This is a genomic window from Chromobacterium phragmitis (genome assembly GCF_003325475.1).
GTDB classification, from domain to species: Bacteria; Pseudomonadota; Gammaproteobacteria; order Burkholderiales; family Chromobacteriaceae; genus Chromobacterium; species Chromobacterium phragmitis.
In genome coordinates this window covers 3414151-3428704 of sequence record NZ_CP029495.1, presented here as the reverse complement: position 1 = coordinate 3428704, position 14554 = coordinate 3414151, and the positions used below count along the sequence as shown (strand labels likewise).

Here is a 14554-nt window from a genome sequence, read left to right as displayed (position 1 = left end):
CCGGAGCAGACATCGAAAATGAGCGACACCCAGAACTGGGAACGGCAACTGCTGGAAAAACTGGCCTCCGCCGCCCTGGCGGAACAACGCCGCAGCCGGCAATGGAAAATCTTCTTCCGCCTGGCCTGGCTGGCCATCATCGGCCTGATCGCCGCCAGCCTGTTCATGCGCGGCGAAGAGAAAGCCGGCGGCCTGAGCGGCGGCCACACCGCGGTGATCGAGCTGGACGGCGCGATCACCAGCGAGAGCGACACCGGCAACAAGATGATCAAGGCGCTGGACCAGGCTTTCCGCGACAGCGGCACCAAGGGCGTGATCATAGACGCCAACAGCCCCGGCGGCAGCCCGGTGCTGTCCGGCATGGTCTACGATGAAATCCGGCGCCTGAAGAAGCTGCACGCCAATGTGCCGGTCTACGTGGTGGTCAGCGAAGTCTGCGCGTCGGGCTGTTACTACATCGCCGCCGCCGCGGACAAGATCTATGTTGACAAAGCCAGCATCGTCGGCTCCATCGGCGTGCTGTCCGATGGCTTCGGCTTCACCGGCGCGATGGAAAAGCTGGGCATAGACCGCCGGCTGAAGACCGCCGGCGAAAACAAGGCGATGGGCGACCCCTTCTCCCCCGTCAACCCCAAGCATGACGCCATCCGCCAGCTGCTGCTGGACGATATCCACGCGCAATTCATCCAGGCGGTGGAAACCGGCCGCGGCCAACGGCTGAAGAAAGACCCGCAACTGTTCAGCGGCATGGTGTGGCTGGGCGAAAAAGCCGTTCCGCTGGGCCTGGCCGACGGCTACGGCACTGTGGCCTCGGTGGCCCGCGACGTGGTGAAGGCGGACAAGACCGTGGACTTCACCCAGCAGGACGACTTCTCCAGCCGGGTGGCGCGCCGCATCGGCGTGCAATTCGCCGGCGGCGTGAAGTCGCTGTTCGACACCAAGCTGTTCTGAGCACGCGGAGGCGGATATGGCGTCGCGACGCAGGAAGCAGGAAGAAGAGCACGAGAACCATGAGCGCTGGCTGGTTTCCTACGCCGACTTCATCACTCTGCTGTTCGCCTTCTTCGTGGTGATGTACGCCATTTCCTCTCTGAACGAGGGCAAATACCGGGTGATGTCTTCCGCCATCATGGACGCCTTCCGCAGCGGAACCACGATCACGGTGCAGACCACGCCGCCCACCGGCGGCGCCAACACCATGGTGGAGATTCCCCAGACCAAGCCCATCGCCAAGACCGCCTCCCGCAACCGCAAGGCAGAGGAAGCCGCCAAGCTGGGCCAGTTGACGCAGAACCTGGCCAAGGCGCTGAGCCCGCTGGTGCAAAGCGGCGAGGTGACCATCACCCAGAGCAATCAGGGCATCAACATCGACATCCGCGACAGCGCACTGTTCGCCGTCGGCCAAGCCGTGCCCAACCAGCAATCGCTGCCGCTGATGTCCAATATGGCCAAGCTGCTGGCCGGCGTGGACAACGCCATCAAGGTGGAGGGCTTCACCGACGATGTGCCCATCCGCACGCCGGTCTTCCCCTCCAACTGGGAGCTGTCCGCCGCCCGCGCCGGCGGCGTGGTGAGGCTGTTCCAGGAAAACGGCATCAACCCCCAGCGCATGGTAGCGGTCGGCCACGGCGCCAACCTGGCGGTCGCCGACAACGCCACCGCGGAAGGCCGCGCCCGCAACCGGCGCGTCACCATCTCCGTGCAGGCCGACACTTTCGCCGAACCGGCCGCCGAAAACTCAGCCCCCGTCGCCGCATCGCCCAGCCACAACACCCCCACCCCAACCGAGGTAAGACCATGAGCACCCCCCTCCCCCACGCCACGCTGGAACAGCTGTTCCTCAACGCCCGCACCCACAGCCACTGGCAACCGCGTCCGGTAGGCGATGAGCTGCTGCGCCAACTGCACGATCTGCTGAAGCAGGCGCCCACCAGCGCCAACTGTTCCCCGGCCCGCTTTGTCTTCGTCAAGAGCGCCGAGGCCAAGGCCAAGTTGAAGCCCTGCCTGGCCGAAGGCAACGTCGACAAGACCATGGCCGCGCCGGTATGCGTGATCGTCGCCCACGATCCGCGCTTCTATGAGCACCTCCCGCAGCTGTTCCCCCACGCCGACGCCAAAAGCTGGTTCGAAGGCAATCAGCCGCTGATCGACACCACCGCCTTCCGCAACGGCACGCTGCAGGGCGCTTACCTGATCCTGGCCGCCCGCTCGCTGGGCCTGGATTGCGGCCCGATGTCCGGCTTCGACAACGCCGCCGTGGACGCCGCCTTCTTCCCGGATGGCCGCTTCAAGTCCAACTTCCTGATCAATCTGGGCTACGGCGCGGCCGACAAGCTGTTCCCGCGCTCGCCCCGCTTCTCGTTCGAGCAAGCCTGCCAGATTCTCTGAGCCGACAATTGACGCTGGCCTGATCGCGATGCCCGGTTATAATGCCGGGCATTTGTCTGCCCGGAGAATGCCATGCTGTACCCGCTGCTGCGCCCGCTGCTGTTTAAACTCGACGCGGAAACCGCCCACGAGCACACGCTGAAGATGCTCGACCGCGCGCATCGGCTGCATCTGACTCCGCTGGCCGCCTCGCCCGCCATCCATCAGCCGGTGCAGGCGATGGGCTTGACCTTTCCCAACCCGGTGGGCCTCGCCGCCGGCCTGGACAAGAACGGCGCCCACATCGACGCGCTGGCGGCGCTGGGTTTCGGCTTCATAGAGATCGGCACCGTCACCCCCCGTCCCCAGGACGGCAACCCCAAGCCGCGCCTGTTCCGCCTGCCGGAACACGAAGCCATCATCAACCGCATGGGCTTCAACAATCTCGGCGTAGCCGCGCTGCTGGACCATGTCCGCCACTGCGAATTCAAGGGCGTGCTGGGCATCAATATCGGCAAGAACGCGATCACGCCGATAGAGAACGCCGTGGATGACTATCTGGCCTGCCTGGATCAGGTTTACGCCGCCGCCAGCTACGTCGCCGTCAACATCTCCTCGCCCAACACCAAGAACCTGCGCCAACTGCAGCAAGGCGACGAGCTGGGCAAGCTGCTGGCCGCGCTGAAGCAGCGGCAACAAGCCCTGGCCGACAAGCACGGCCGCTACGTGCCGCTGGCGGTGAAGATCGCCCCGGATCTCGACGACGAACAGATCGCCGAAATCGCCCGCCTGCTGACCGGAAACGGCATAGACGGCATCATCGCCACCAACACCACGCTGTCGCGCCGGGAAGTCGCCGGCCATCCCCTGGGAAACGAGGCCGGCGGCCTGTCCGGCGCGCCGGTGCGCAGCCGCTCCACAGAAGTCATACGCAAACTGTACAAGGAACTTGGCGGCGCTCTGCCTATCATAGGAGTTGGCGGCATCCTTTCCGGCAGCGACGCCGTGGAAAAACTGGATGCCGGCGCCAGCCTGGTGCAGCTGTACAGCGGCCTGATCTATCGCGGACCGGAGCTGATCGGCGAATGCGCGCGGGCGGCGGCGCAACATCTACAAGCTCGCAACTAAAGTCAAGAATGGAGCAGGAAAAATGATTTCTTCCCTCAGCCGCATCACCCTGATCGGCCTGCTGAGCGCAGGCGCGCTCACCGGCTGCGCGACGTCCGATTCGGCAGCCGTTTACTCCAAGGGCCAGATGCGCCAAGCGCAGACCGTCCAGTTCGGCACCGTTCTGTCGGTGCAGAATGTGAAGATGGAAGGCCAGAACAATGAACTGCTGACGCTGGGCGGCGCCGCGCTGGGCGGCCTGGCCGGCAGCAACATCGGCGGCGGCAAGGGCCAAATCGCCGGCGGCATCGTCGGCGCGCTGGCCGGCGGCTTCGGCGCCCAGGCCGCTCAACGAGGAATGACAAAAAACGCGCTTGAAATCACCGTCAAGCTGGATTCCGGCCGCACCGTCTCCATCGTTCAGGAAGCCGACATCCCCTTCGTGGTCAATCAGCGCGTCAAGCTGCTGAGCGGCGGCGGCAACGACCGCGTCGTTCCCTACTGAGCGCCCCGCCGCCCATAACGAAACAGGCCCAATCGGGCCTGTTTTTTCATGCGCCGGCTTAACTCAATCCGGTTCCTGCATGGCCTGCCATCTCCCGCCGTACAGCATCTGCAGCGGACGGTAGCCGGACTTGTACGCCATCTTGCGGCAATCGGCGATCCAGTAACCCAGATAGACATAGCTCAGCCCCAGCATGCGCGCCTGCTCCACCTGCCACAACACGTTGTAGACCCCCAGACTGGCTTGCGTGTCCTCGGGATCGTAAAATGTGTAGACAGCGGACAGACCATCCATCAGCCGGTCCACCAGGCTGACCATCTTCAACTCGCCATTGAGGCGGAATTCCGCGAGATGGCTATCCACTCCGCTTTTCAGGATGAATTCAGAGTACTGCTGGGCATCGTCGTCCGACATGCCGCCGCCCGCATGGCGGCTTTGCTGGTACCACCGGTAGAGGGCGTAATGCTCGGCGTCGAAACCAAGAGGCAACCAACGCGCGCTCATTTCCGCTCCGCGTCGCCATACACGCCGCTGGGTACGGTTGGGCCGGAACTGGTCTACCGGCAATCGCACCGGAATGCAGGCTTGGCAAGCGTCGCAGTAAGGCCGATAGGTATAGAGTCCGCTGCGGCGGAAACCCAACCGGACCAACTGGCTGTAAACGCCGCTATCTATCGCTTCGGCCGGAATCGCCACTTGGGAGCGCGCCTGCCGTCCAGACAGATAGCTGCAAGGATACGGCGCCGTGGCGTAGAAATGGATGGCCGCGACCTGGCCGGCTTCACGATGACTCATGGCGGTAATGGTAGTCCCACATCTGATCCGGCTGAGGCTGCCGGATCTTCTCTTTCAGAGTAGCAAGAAAAACATCGCGCGCTATCAACCTCGCGCCCAGGCTTGCCAAGTGCTCGGTATACATCTGGCAATCCACCATTTCCACACCCTGGGCGCGCAGATGGCGGGCCATGTGAACAAAAGCCAGCTTGGACGCGTCGCGCCGGCGAGAAAACATCGATTCGCCGTAGAACATCTGGCCGATGGAGACGCCGTACAAGCCGCCAACCAGAACGCCATCCATCCAGGTTTCGAAGCTGTGCGCGTACCCCAGCTGATGCAATCGACAATAGGCGGCCACCATTTCCGGCACGATCCAGGTGCCATCCTGGCCGTCGCGCGGCTGGGAACAGGCGCGCATCACCTCTTCAAAAGCGGTGTCCACGCGGATTTCGTAGTCGAGATTGCGCAAAGCCTTGGCCAGCGAGCGGCTGATCTTGACCTCATCGGTCAGCAGCGCCATCCGCGGCGCCGGCGACCACCACAGGATGGGCTCGCCTTCGGAAAACCAGGGGAAAATGCCTTCGGAATAGGCAGTGAGAATGCGCCGTGAAGACAAATCGCCGCCAGCGGCCAGCAAACCGTTGGGATGACCGAGGGCCTGCGACACCGGCGGGAAGACAGGCTCGGGACCGAGCCAGGGAATCATCCGCGTCGGCCGCTCTTGCCCAGGCAGTCCGGACACTCGCCGTACATGTACAGCGCGTGCTCGACGATGCGGAAACCATGCTGCTCGGCGATGCGATCCTGCAGCGCTTCGATCTCGGGATCGAAGAACTCGACCACCTTGCCGCAGCTGACACACACCATGTGGTCATGGTGGCCGCCCTGGTTCAGCTCGTACACCGCCTTGCCGGTTTCGAAATGGTGGCGCACCAGGATGCCGGCCTGCTCGAATTGGGTCAGCACGCGATAAATGGTGGCCAGACCGATGTCGATGTTTTCCGCAAGCAGCTTGCGATACACGTCTTCGGCGGACATGTGGCCGGCATCGCCCTGCTCGAACAGATCGAGGATTTTCAGGCGCGGGCCGGTGGCTTTCAGGCCGATATCTTTGAGGTGACTGGCTTTGCTCATCGTGATATAAAGTGTGTCGGTTTTCGAATCATGATAAAGCCTTTTGACGGCTTTGCCTAATTACAGCCTCATAAACGTTTGAGTCAATCGGAGTACCATGCGCGCCCTGATTTTCGCCGCCGTCATCGCAGTCGCCGGCTGCAGTTCGATGAATCCGCTCGACTGGAGCCACCGCGTGGAAGTCCAGCAAGGCAATTACGTAACCCAGGACGCGGTCGCCAAGCTCAAGCCCGGCATGACGCGCTCCCAGGTGCGCTTCTTGCTTGGCACCCCGCTGCTCACCGATCCCTTCCACGCCAATCGCTGGGACTACAAGTATAGCGACGCCAAGGGCGGCAAGGTGAATCCATCCAGCAACAAGCTGCTGACCGTCTACTTCAACGGCGACATTCTGGACCGCGTCGAGGGCAATGCCCAAGCCGCGCCGCCAGCCAAGCAGCTTGACGCCTCCGCTCCTGCGCAAGAGGCCAAGTGACCATGCGCCCGCAGAATATCGTCATCGTCGGCGCGTCGGGCCGCATGGGCCGCGCGCTGATCGAATCCGTGCTGAATACCGAGGGCGTGCGGCTGCACGCCGCGATCGACCGCGCCGATTCTGGCTTTATCGGCCAGGACGCGGGCCTGTTCTGCGGCCGCGGCAGCGGCGTTTCCATCAGCTCCGACTTCATCTCCGCGCTTGACGGCGCCGACGCGGTCATCGACTTCACCCGCCCGGAAGGCACGCTGGAGCATATGCTGGCCTGCGTGGAGCGCGGCGTGCGCATGGTGATCGGCACCACCGGCTTCGACGACGCCGGCAAAACCGCCATCCGAGAGGCGTCGGACAAGATCGGCATCGTATTCGCCGCCAACTTCAGCGTAGGCGTCAACCTGACCTTCAAGCTGCTGGACATGGCCGCGCGGGTGCTGGACGAAGGCTACGACATTGAAATCATCGAGGCCCACCACCGCTTCAAAGTGGACGCGCCGTCCGGCACCGCGCTGCGCATGGGCGAAGTCATCGCCGACGCGCTGGGCCGCGATCTGAAGCAATGCGCAGTCTATGGCCGCGAGGGCGTGACCGGCGAGCGCGACCCGCAAACCATAGGCTTCGCCACCGTGCGCGGCGGCGACGTGGTGGGCGACCATACCGCGCTGTTCGCCGCGTTGGGCGAGCGAGTGGAAATCAGCCACAAAGCGTCCAGCCGCGCCACCTTCGCCAACGGCGCGGTGCGCGCCGCGCGCTGGCTGTCCATGCGACCCCACGGCCTGTTCGACATGCAGGACGTGCTTGGCCTGCGCTAAGCCAGACGGGAAGGGCCCAGCCCTTCCCCTTTCCCGATGCGCGTCCGCACTCTCCTCCTCATTCTGCTCCCGCTGCTAGGACTCACGGCGCTCGCCTCCCTGCTGCACCACAGCCATCTGCAAACCGCCAGCCTTCTATCGCTGAGCCCTCAACCGCCACTGGAGTGGCAACTGCTGCTAGAGCTTCGCCTGCCGCGACTGCTTGCCGCCGCCTCCGCCGGCGCGCTGCTCTCCAGCGCCGGCTGCGCCGTGCAGGCCCGCTTCCGCAACCCGCTAGCGGAACCAGGCCTCATCGGCATAAACAGCGGCGCGGCGCTGGCCGCCGCGCTGGCGCTGAGCCTTGGTGCCGGCCTGTACGGCGTCGCCGTCGCCGGCTTTTTCGGCGGGCTCGGCGCCTTGTTGCTGATCAAGCTGCTGGGGGAAGATCAGGACGGCAATCGGCTCATCCTTAGCGGACTCGCCGTCAGCACCCTGCTCGGCAGCCTGTTGACCCTGCTGATCACCTTGTTGCCTGACGGATCGCTGCGGGCGGTCACGTTCTGGCTGATGGGCAGTTTCGCCGGGGCGGAATGGCCGCTGGCGCTGACGCTGGCGCTTGCCGCGCCGCTGATCTGGCTGGCGCTATTCCGCCACTGGCGTTTCCTGAACGCGCTGCAGCTGGGAGAAGACGCGGCCTTTTACCTGGGCTTTTCCGTGCGCGGACAGGAATGGCGCATCGTGCTGCTGGCCGCGCTGGCGGCAGGCTTGGTGGTGTCCGGCTGCGGCATGATAGGCTTCGTCGGCCTGATGGCGCCGCATCTGGCGCGCCAGTTGGTCGGCAGCGACTCGCGCCGCCTGCTGGCCGTGTCCCCGCTGCTGGGCGCCTGGCTCACCGTTAGCGCCGACTGGCTGTCCCGATCGCTGCTGGCGCCGGCGGAGTTGCCCGTCGGCGTGATCACCAGCCTGCTGGGGGCGCCGTTTTTCCTGTGGCTGCTGCGCAGCCAAAGGCCGCGCCATGCTTGAGGCGCGTAGACTGTCGCTGAGCAAGCGCGGCCGGCGGCTGCTGGACAACGTCTCCTTGACGCTCAGTCCCGGCGAACTGCTGATCGTGCTGGGCCCCAACGGCGCGGGCAAGAGCACCTTGCTCAAACTGCTGTCCGGCCTGTGGCGCGCCGATGCCGGCGACATCCTCCTCTCCGGCCATCCGCTGGCCGCCATGCGCGGCGCCGAGCTTGCGGGCTGGCGCGCCGTCGTCGAGCAACACTCCGTCACGCCCGCCGGCTGGCGCGGCGAAGAGCTGGTCGCCGCCGGCGCGTATCTCTACCCCGCATCCCCTCCCTCGCTCGTCAGAAATACCGTCGCGGATGCGCTGCGCCTGACCGAAGCGGAGGAACTGGCCTCCCTGCGGCTGACAGAGCTGTCCGGCGGCCAGAGGCAGCGCCTGCAATTGGCTCGGGCGCTCTGCCAATTGTTGCTTTCTCCCCGCCCTGAACGCTATCTGCTGCTGGATGAGCCCACCGCGGCGCAAGATTTCGCGATGGCGGACACCCTGATGGCCCGAACCAGGGAGCTCGCCCGGCGGCTGAACATCGGCGCCCTGGCCGTGGTGCACGATCTCAACTTGGCCTTGCGTCATGGCGACCGGGTTCTGCTGCTGAATGATGGCCGCTCAGCCGGCTGCGGAGTGGTCGACGACATGATGCGGCTGGACCGGCTGGAAACGGTTTACGGCATTCGCCTGGCTGAGCTCAGCCACCCCGAACAATCATTGCGCGCCTTCGTTCCCCTGTCCGCCACCCATTCGCCCAAAGCCTGATCCATATTGCATTCGCGGGGCAAACCTGCGATCCTGACTATCTCGCATCCGTGATCGGAAGAGAGTAGACATGCCGCTGCTAGCCGCCCTGCAATCGCTTCCCAACCAGTTCTGTGGCGAAGGCATCAACCACGAGGACCAGACCTTCACCGGCTGCCTGCACTGGCAGGCGCTGCCCGGCCAGCGCGCGCTGCTGCTGCACTACACCGCCAGCGGCACCGACGGCGAGATCCTGCATCGGGAAACCACCCTGCTCGGCTACCTGCCGGACGGCACCCTCTGCCTGTGGCCGGTGATGGACGAGCTGCCCTACGTGCTGGCCCACCCGGCGATACGCCAGGCGGAAGGCGGCCATGGCGTGCTCGAGGTGGTCTTCGCCAGCGGTCCGCGCAGCCTCTCCGAGCACTTCCGCCAGGAAGTCACCCTACGCATCGAAGCCAATGGCCAGCTATTGTATGCCCACGCCTGGGGCGAGCCCAACGGCAGCTTCGAAGACCGTTCCTATTGCCGGCTGTCGCCGGTTGCCGGCACTGCCTGAGCTGAATTCAAAGCTCCCGCTCGGCAGAAAGGCGGCGCGACGGCGAGAATGCGCCGCGAATAAAAAACGGACGACACCCCGTGTCGTCCGTTTTCCTTGAGACGCCTGCGCCTCAAGCGGTTTCAGGCTCCCGAATCGCCTGCACCTCGTACACCTGCTTCACCTCTCCATTGCCATCTACGCTCTCCAGCCTGACGTCGAAGCCCCACAGCCGGCATACGTGCTTCAACACCTCCTGGGCGCTCTGCTCCTCCAACGGCCGGCGGTTGTGCATGGTGTGGCGCAACGTCAGGCTGCGGTCGCCGCGCATATTGACCGACCACACCTGGATATTGGGTTCGCGCGAGCCCAGATTGTACTGCTCGGCCAGCTTGCCGCGGATGTCTCGATACCCTTCCTCGTCGTGAATGCTGGAAATCTCCAGCTTGTCGTCGCGATCATCGTCGCAAATCGAGAAGAAACGGAAATCTCGGATCAGCTTGGGCGACAGGTATTGCGAGATGAAGCTCTCATCCTTGAAATTCCGCATCGCGAATTCCAGCGACTCGCGCCAATTGCTGCCCGCCAGGTCCGGAAACCAGGCGCGATCCTCGTCGGTGGGCTCCTCGCAAATGCGCTTGATGTCCTGGTACATCGAAAATCCCAGCGCATAAGGATTGATGCCGCTGTACCAGCGCGCAGTGACCGGCGGCTGCGATACAACATTGGTATGGCTTTGCAGAAACTCCAGCATGTAGCCGTCGGTGATCAGGCCCTTGTCGTACAAGCGGTTCATGATGGTGTAGTGCCAGAAGGTGGCCCACCCCTCATTCATCACCTGGGTCTGCCGCTGCGGATAGAAATACTGCGCCACCTTGCGCACGATCCGCACCACCTCTCGCTGCCAGGGCTCAAGCAAGGGCGCGGATTTCTCGATGAAGTAGAGAATGTTCTCCTGCGGTTCAGCAGGGAAGCGCGGCGGAAGCTTGTCGCCGCCATCCTTGTCTCGCTTCGGTATGGTGCGCCACAGATCGTTCACCTGCATCTGCAGGTATTGCTCCCGCTCCTCCTGGCGGGCCTGCTCCTTGGCCAGGGAAAGCTTCTGTGGACGCTTGTAGCGATCCACCCCGTAATTCATCAGCGCGTGGCAGGAGTCCAGCAGCTCCTCTACTTCATCTATGCCGTAGCGCTCCTCGCATTTCATGATGTAGCTCTTGGCGAACACCAGATAATCGATGATGGCTGAAGCGTCGGTCCAGGAGCGGAACAGGTAGTTGCCCTTGAAGAAGCTGTTGTGGCCATAGGCGGCGTGGGCGATCACCAACGCCTGCATCATCATGGAGTTTTCCTCCATCAAATAGGCGATGCACGGATTGGAGTTGATCACGATTTCGTAAGCCAGGCCCATCTGGCCGCGCTTGTAGCTTTTCTCGGTGGAAACGAAATGCTTGCCATAGCTCCAGTGGTGGTAATTGACCGGCATGCCTACCGAGGCGTAGGCATCCATCATCTGTTCGGCGGTGATGATTTCCAACTGGTTGGGGTAAACGTCCAGTTTGAATTCGTCTACTGCGATCGCGCGGATGGCGCGGTCGTATTCGCCGATCAGATCGAAAGTCCATTCCGACCCGGTGGAAATCGGCGCCATGCCCTCCCCCTTGCGCGTCCGTTTCATGCCGACACCCTCCCATTCGCCGGCTGGCGCTTGAACAGTTCGCGGAAAACCGGATAGATATCCGAAGCGGAGCGTATTTTCTGCATCGCGAACTGCGGACATTGAGCCTTGACCTTCAGGTACTCGTACCACAGGTTCTGCGGCTCACCCTCGGTGATTTCGATGTAGGCGAAATACTGGCAATACGGCAGCAGGCTCTCCTCCAGAATGCGGCCGCAGTTGGCGGAATCGCTGTCCCAGTTGTCGCCATCCGACGCCTGGGCGGCATAGATGTTCCACTCGCTGCTGGCGTAGCGCTTGCGGACGATATCGCTCATCAGGTTAAGGGCCGACGACACCACGGTGCCGCCGCTTTCGCGAGAGTGGAAGAAGTCCTGCTCGTTGACCTCCACCGCGCTGGTATGGTGGCGGATGAACACCACCTCGATTTTTTCATAATTGCGCTGCAAAAACATGTACAGCAGGATGAAGAATCGCTTGGCCATGTCTTTCTTCTGCTCGTCCATCGAGCCGGACACGTCCATGATGCAGAACATCACCGCTTGGCTGGTCGGCTTGGGCTGCTTGACGCGATTGTTGTAGCGCAGGTCGAACGGGTCTATCCACGGAATGCTGGCCAGCCGCTCCTTCATCTGGTGGATTCGTTGTCGCTTCTCCCGCACTTCGCGCGCATTGTCGTCGTCCGACTCGATCAACGTGTCGAGCTCTTCCTCGGCCTCGTCGATGCTGCTGAGCGTCGGCGCGGACATCGCCACCCGACGGGCCAGCGCCCCGCGCAGCGAACGCACGATGTTGATGTTGGTCGGCGTGCCGTCGTTGGTATAGCCCGCGCGCACCGTTTTCAGTTCCTCGATTCCCATCAACTGGGTTTTGACCAAGTTAGGCAGAGCCAGATCGTCGAAGAACACGTTCATGAACTCCTCGCGCGACAGCTGGAACACGAAGTCGTCTTCGCCTTCTCCGTCCTGGCTGGCCTTGCTGCCGCCCCCGCCCCCGCCCCCTTGAGGCCGGGGGATGCGGTCGCCCTTGATGAACTCCTCGTTGCCGGGATGAACGTTCTCCCATACCCCGCCCTTGCCGTGATGGAAGTTGGGTTCGGAAATGTCCTTCACCGGAATGGAAACCTTTTCCCCGCTTTCGATATCGGTGATGCTCCGTCCCTTGATCGCCTTGGAGACGGCTTCCTTGATTTGCGCCTTGAAACGGCGAAGAAAGCGTTCGCGATTGACCGCCGACTTATTCTTGCCGTTGAGGCGTCTGTCTATGATGTGGGACATAGCCACCTCTCTGGCGCGCGGCACACCTCAACGGGCTCCTGTCCTGGAGCCCGCGGCCAGATGCCGCGCGCGGTTGTGTCTCCTTGTCGCCGAGCCTCCCGGGCCCGGCGCCGCCCTCCGGCCCGGCTTGCCGCGCCGGGCCGGTCGCGGCGGCTTATGAGGACTTGCGCACTCGCAGATACCATTCGCACAGCAGTCGCACCTGCTTGGCGGTATATCCCTTCTCCACCATGCGGTTGACAAAGTCTTCATGCTTCTTGGCATCCTCGGCGCTGGCCTTGGCGTTGAAGGAGATCACCGGCAGCAGTTCTTCGGTGTTGGAGAACATCTTCTTCTCTATCACCGTGCGCAGCTTCTCGTAGCTGGTCCAGGTCGGATTCTTGCCGCCGTTGTTAGCCCGGGCCCGCAACACGAAGTTGACGATCTCGTTGCGGAAATCCTTGGGATTGGAAATCCCCGCGGGTTTCTCAATCTTTTCCAGCTCGGCATTCAACGAAGTGCGATCGAATATTTCGCCAGTATCCTGATCGCGATACTCCTGATCCTGGATCCAATAATCGGCGAAAGTGACGTAACGATCGAAAATGTTCTGGCCATATTCGGAATAACTTTCCAGATAAGCGGTCTGGATTTCCTTGCCGATGAATTCAACGTATTTCGGTGCCAGATACTCCTTCAGGAAAGTCAGGTATTTCTGTTCTGTTTCCGCCGGGAACTGCTCGCGCTCCACCTGCTGCTCGATTACGTACAGCAGATGCACCGGGTTGGCCGCAACCTCGCTGTGATCGAAATTGAACACCTTGGACAGGATCTTGTAGGCGAAGCGGGTGGACAGTCCTGCCATGCCTTCGTCGACGCCTGCGTAGTCGCGGTATTCCTGCAACGACTTAGCCTTGGGATCGGTATCCTTCAGATTGTCGCCGTCGTACACCTGCATCTTGCTGTACAAACTGGAATTTTCTGGCTCCTTCAGCCGCGACAGCACCGCGAATTGAGCCATCATCTTCAGCGTGCCCGGCGCGCACGGGGCCTTGCCCAGCGAGGAGTTGCGGATCAGCTTGTCGTAAATCTTGATTTCCTCGGCCACGCGCAGGCAGTACGGCACCTTGACGATGTAAATCCGGTCGAGGAAGGCCTCGTTGTTCTTGTTGTTGCGAAACTGCTTCCACTCGCTCTCGTTGGAGTGGGCCAGGATGATGCCGTCAAAGGGAATCGCGCCGAAACCCTCGGTGCCCTTGAAGTTGCCTTCCTGGGTGGCGGTCAGCAGCGGGTGCAACACCTTGATCGGAGCCTTGAACATTTCCACGAACTCAAGCAGGCCCTGATTGGCCAGGCACAGACCGCCGGAATAGCTGTACGCGTCCGGATCGTCTTGCGCGTACTTTTCCAGCTTGCGAATGTCCACCTTGCCCACCAGCGAACTGATGTCCTGATTGTTTTCGTCGCCCGGCTCGGTCTTTGCCACCGCCACTTGCCTGAGCACCGACGGATAACGCTTGACCACTCGGAACTGGCCTATGTCGCCATTGAATTCATGCAGCCGCTTCACCGCCCAAGGGCTGGGAATGGACTTCAAGTAGCGTCGCGGAATGCCGAACTGCTCCTCCAGAATGGCGCCATCCTCCTCGTAGTTGAACAAGGACAGCGGAGACTCGTTGACCGGGCTGCCCTTCAGGCAATAGAACGGAACCAGCTCCATCAACTCCTTCAATTTCTCCGCGATGGACGACTTGCCGCCGCCCACAGGCCCCAGCAGATAGAGGATTTGTTTCTTCTCTTCCAGCCCTTGAGCCGCATGGCGGAAATAGGCAACCACCTGCTCGATCACCTCCTCGGTGCCGTAAAAATCGCGGAACGCCGGGTAAACCTTGATGACTTTGTTGGAGAAAATGCGGGACAGGCGCGAGTCGTGGCGGGTATCCACCAGCTCCGGCTCGCCGATGGCGGTCAGCATGCGCTCAGCCGCGGTGGCATAGGCACCCGGATCTTTCTTGCACAGCTCCAGATACTCCTGGATCGTGTACTCCTCCTCGCGGGTCTTGTCGTATCGCACTGCGTAGTGACTGAAGATATCCGGGTGCATGACTCTCTCCTGGCTGGTAGCAGGGGCTGGGCG

The 14554-nt window shown here is 62.5% G+C and carries 15 protein-coding genes and 1 pseudogene; 10 read left to right on the top strand and 6 right to left on the bottom strand.

Features of this window, described 5'->3' with window-relative positions; all coding sequences use genetic code 11:
- Positions 1-18: 18 nt before the first annotated feature.
- The 5 genes from DK842_RS16240 (at position 19) to DK842_RS16220 (ending at position 3979) form a co-directional block, all read left to right on the top strand.
- Positions 19-951, top strand: coding sequence for a S49 family peptidase (locus tag DK842_RS16240; protein ID WP_114062386.1), 933 nt, complete (start codon positions 19-21; stop codon positions 949-951).
- Between the two features lie 16 nt (positions 952-967).
- Entirely contained in the window at positions 968-1801 is an 834-nt protein-coding gene (gene motD / locus DK842_RS16235; RefSeq protein ID WP_114062385.1) for a flagellar motor protein MotD, read from the top strand.
- Positions 1798-2388 carry a malonic semialdehyde reductase gene (locus tag DK842_RS16230; RefSeq protein WP_114062384.1) on the top strand — a complete coding sequence of 197 codons (591 nt, stop codon included), beginning with the start codon at positions 1798-1800 and terminating at the stop codon, positions 2386-2388. Before motD ends, DK842_RS16230 begins: the two co-directional genes overlap by 4 nt.
- Positions 2389-2460: 72 nt before the next feature.
- The gene (locus DK842_RS16225) at positions 2461-3495 is read left to right on the top strand and encodes a quinone-dependent dihydroorotate dehydrogenase (RefSeq protein ID WP_114062383.1); all 1035 of its coding nucleotides are present in this window, start codon (positions 2461-2463) and stop codon (positions 3493-3495) included.
- Between the two features lie 22 nt (positions 3496-3517).
- The gene (locus tag DK842_RS16220) at positions 3518-3979 is read left to right on the top strand and encodes an outer membrane lipoprotein (RefSeq protein ID WP_114062382.1); all 462 of its coding nucleotides are present in this window, start codon (positions 3518-3520) and stop codon (positions 3977-3979) included.
- Between the two features lie 63 nt (positions 3980-4042).
- Here DK842_RS16220 and DK842_RS16215 read toward each other — a convergent pair whose 3' ends face one another.
- Genes DK842_RS16215 through fur form a run of 3 tightly spaced genes read right to left on the bottom strand, consistent with a single transcriptional unit; the run spans position 4043 to position 5890 of the window.
- The gene (locus DK842_RS16215) at positions 4043-4774 is read right to left on the bottom strand and encodes an arginyltransferase (RefSeq protein ID WP_114062381.1); all 732 of its coding nucleotides are present in this window, start codon (positions 4772-4774) and stop codon (positions 4043-4045) included.
- A complete protein-coding gene (aat, locus tag DK842_RS16210) occupies positions 4761-5462 on the bottom strand; it encodes a leucyl/phenylalanyl-tRNA--protein transferase (RefSeq protein WP_114062380.1) in 702 nt (233 codons plus the stop codon). Before aat ends, DK842_RS16215 begins: the two co-directional genes overlap by 14 nt.
- Positions 5459-5890, bottom strand: a complete 432-nt coding sequence (gene fur, locus DK842_RS16205; protein ID WP_011135349.1) for a ferric iron uptake transcriptional regulator — start codon at positions 5888-5890, stop codon at positions 5459-5461. Before fur ends, aat begins: the two co-directional genes overlap by 4 nt.
- A 97-nt stretch (positions 5891-5987) precedes the next feature.
- On the opposite strand from fur, the gene DK842_RS16200 reads away from it, so the two are divergent.
- The 5 genes and pseudogenes from DK842_RS16200 (at position 5988) to DK842_RS16180 (ending at position 9507) form a co-directional block, all read left to right on the top strand.
- Positions 5988-6365 (top strand): outer membrane protein assembly factor BamE, encoded by a 378-nt coding sequence (locus tag DK842_RS16200; protein WP_114062379.1) that lies wholly within the window; start codon positions 5988-5990, stop codon positions 6363-6365.
- A 2-nt stretch (positions 6366-6367) separates the two neighbouring features.
- Complete coding sequence (gene dapB / locus DK842_RS16195) at positions 6368-7174, top strand: 4-hydroxy-tetrahydrodipicolinate reductase (protein ID WP_114062378.1); 807 nt, start codon at positions 6368-6370, stop codon at positions 7172-7174.
- A 36-nt stretch (positions 7175-7210) separates the two neighbouring features.
- On the top strand, positions 7211-8176 hold the full coding sequence (locus tag DK842_RS16190) for a FecCD family ABC transporter permease (protein ID WP_114062377.1): 966 nt from the start codon (positions 7211-7213) through the stop codon (positions 8174-8176).
- Between the two features lie 28 nt (positions 8177-8204).
- Positions 8205-8969: pseudogene (locus tag DK842_RS16185) on the top strand (ATP-binding cassette domain-containing protein); the annotation flags it as partial.
- A gap of 70 nt (positions 8970-9039) precedes the next feature.
- Positions 9040-9507, top strand: coding sequence for a hypothetical protein (locus tag DK842_RS16180; protein ID WP_114062375.1), 468 nt, complete (start codon positions 9040-9042; stop codon positions 9505-9507).
- A gap of 112 nt (positions 9508-9619) precedes the next feature.
- On the opposite strand, the gene DK842_RS16175 is transcribed toward DK842_RS16180, so the two are convergent.
- The 3 genes from DK842_RS16175 to DK842_RS16165 form a co-directional block, all read right to left on the bottom strand.
- The gene (locus DK842_RS16175; protein WP_232538503.1) at positions 9620-11161 is read right to left on the bottom strand and encodes a SpoVR family protein; all 1542 of its coding nucleotides are present in this window, start codon (positions 11159-11161) and stop codon (positions 9620-9622) included.
- Positions 11158-12438: a YeaH/YhbH family protein gene (locus tag DK842_RS16170; RefSeq protein WP_114062373.1), complete on the bottom strand. Its 1281-nt coding sequence runs from the start codon at positions 12436-12438 to the stop codon at positions 11158-11160. Before DK842_RS16170 ends, DK842_RS16175 begins: the two co-directional genes overlap by 4 nt.
- A gap of 154 nt (positions 12439-12592) precedes the next feature.
- Positions 12593-14521, bottom strand: a complete 1929-nt coding sequence (locus DK842_RS16165) for a PrkA family serine protein kinase (RefSeq protein WP_114062372.1) — start codon at positions 14519-14521, stop codon at positions 12593-12595.
- Positions 14522-14554: the final 33 nt, after the last annotated feature.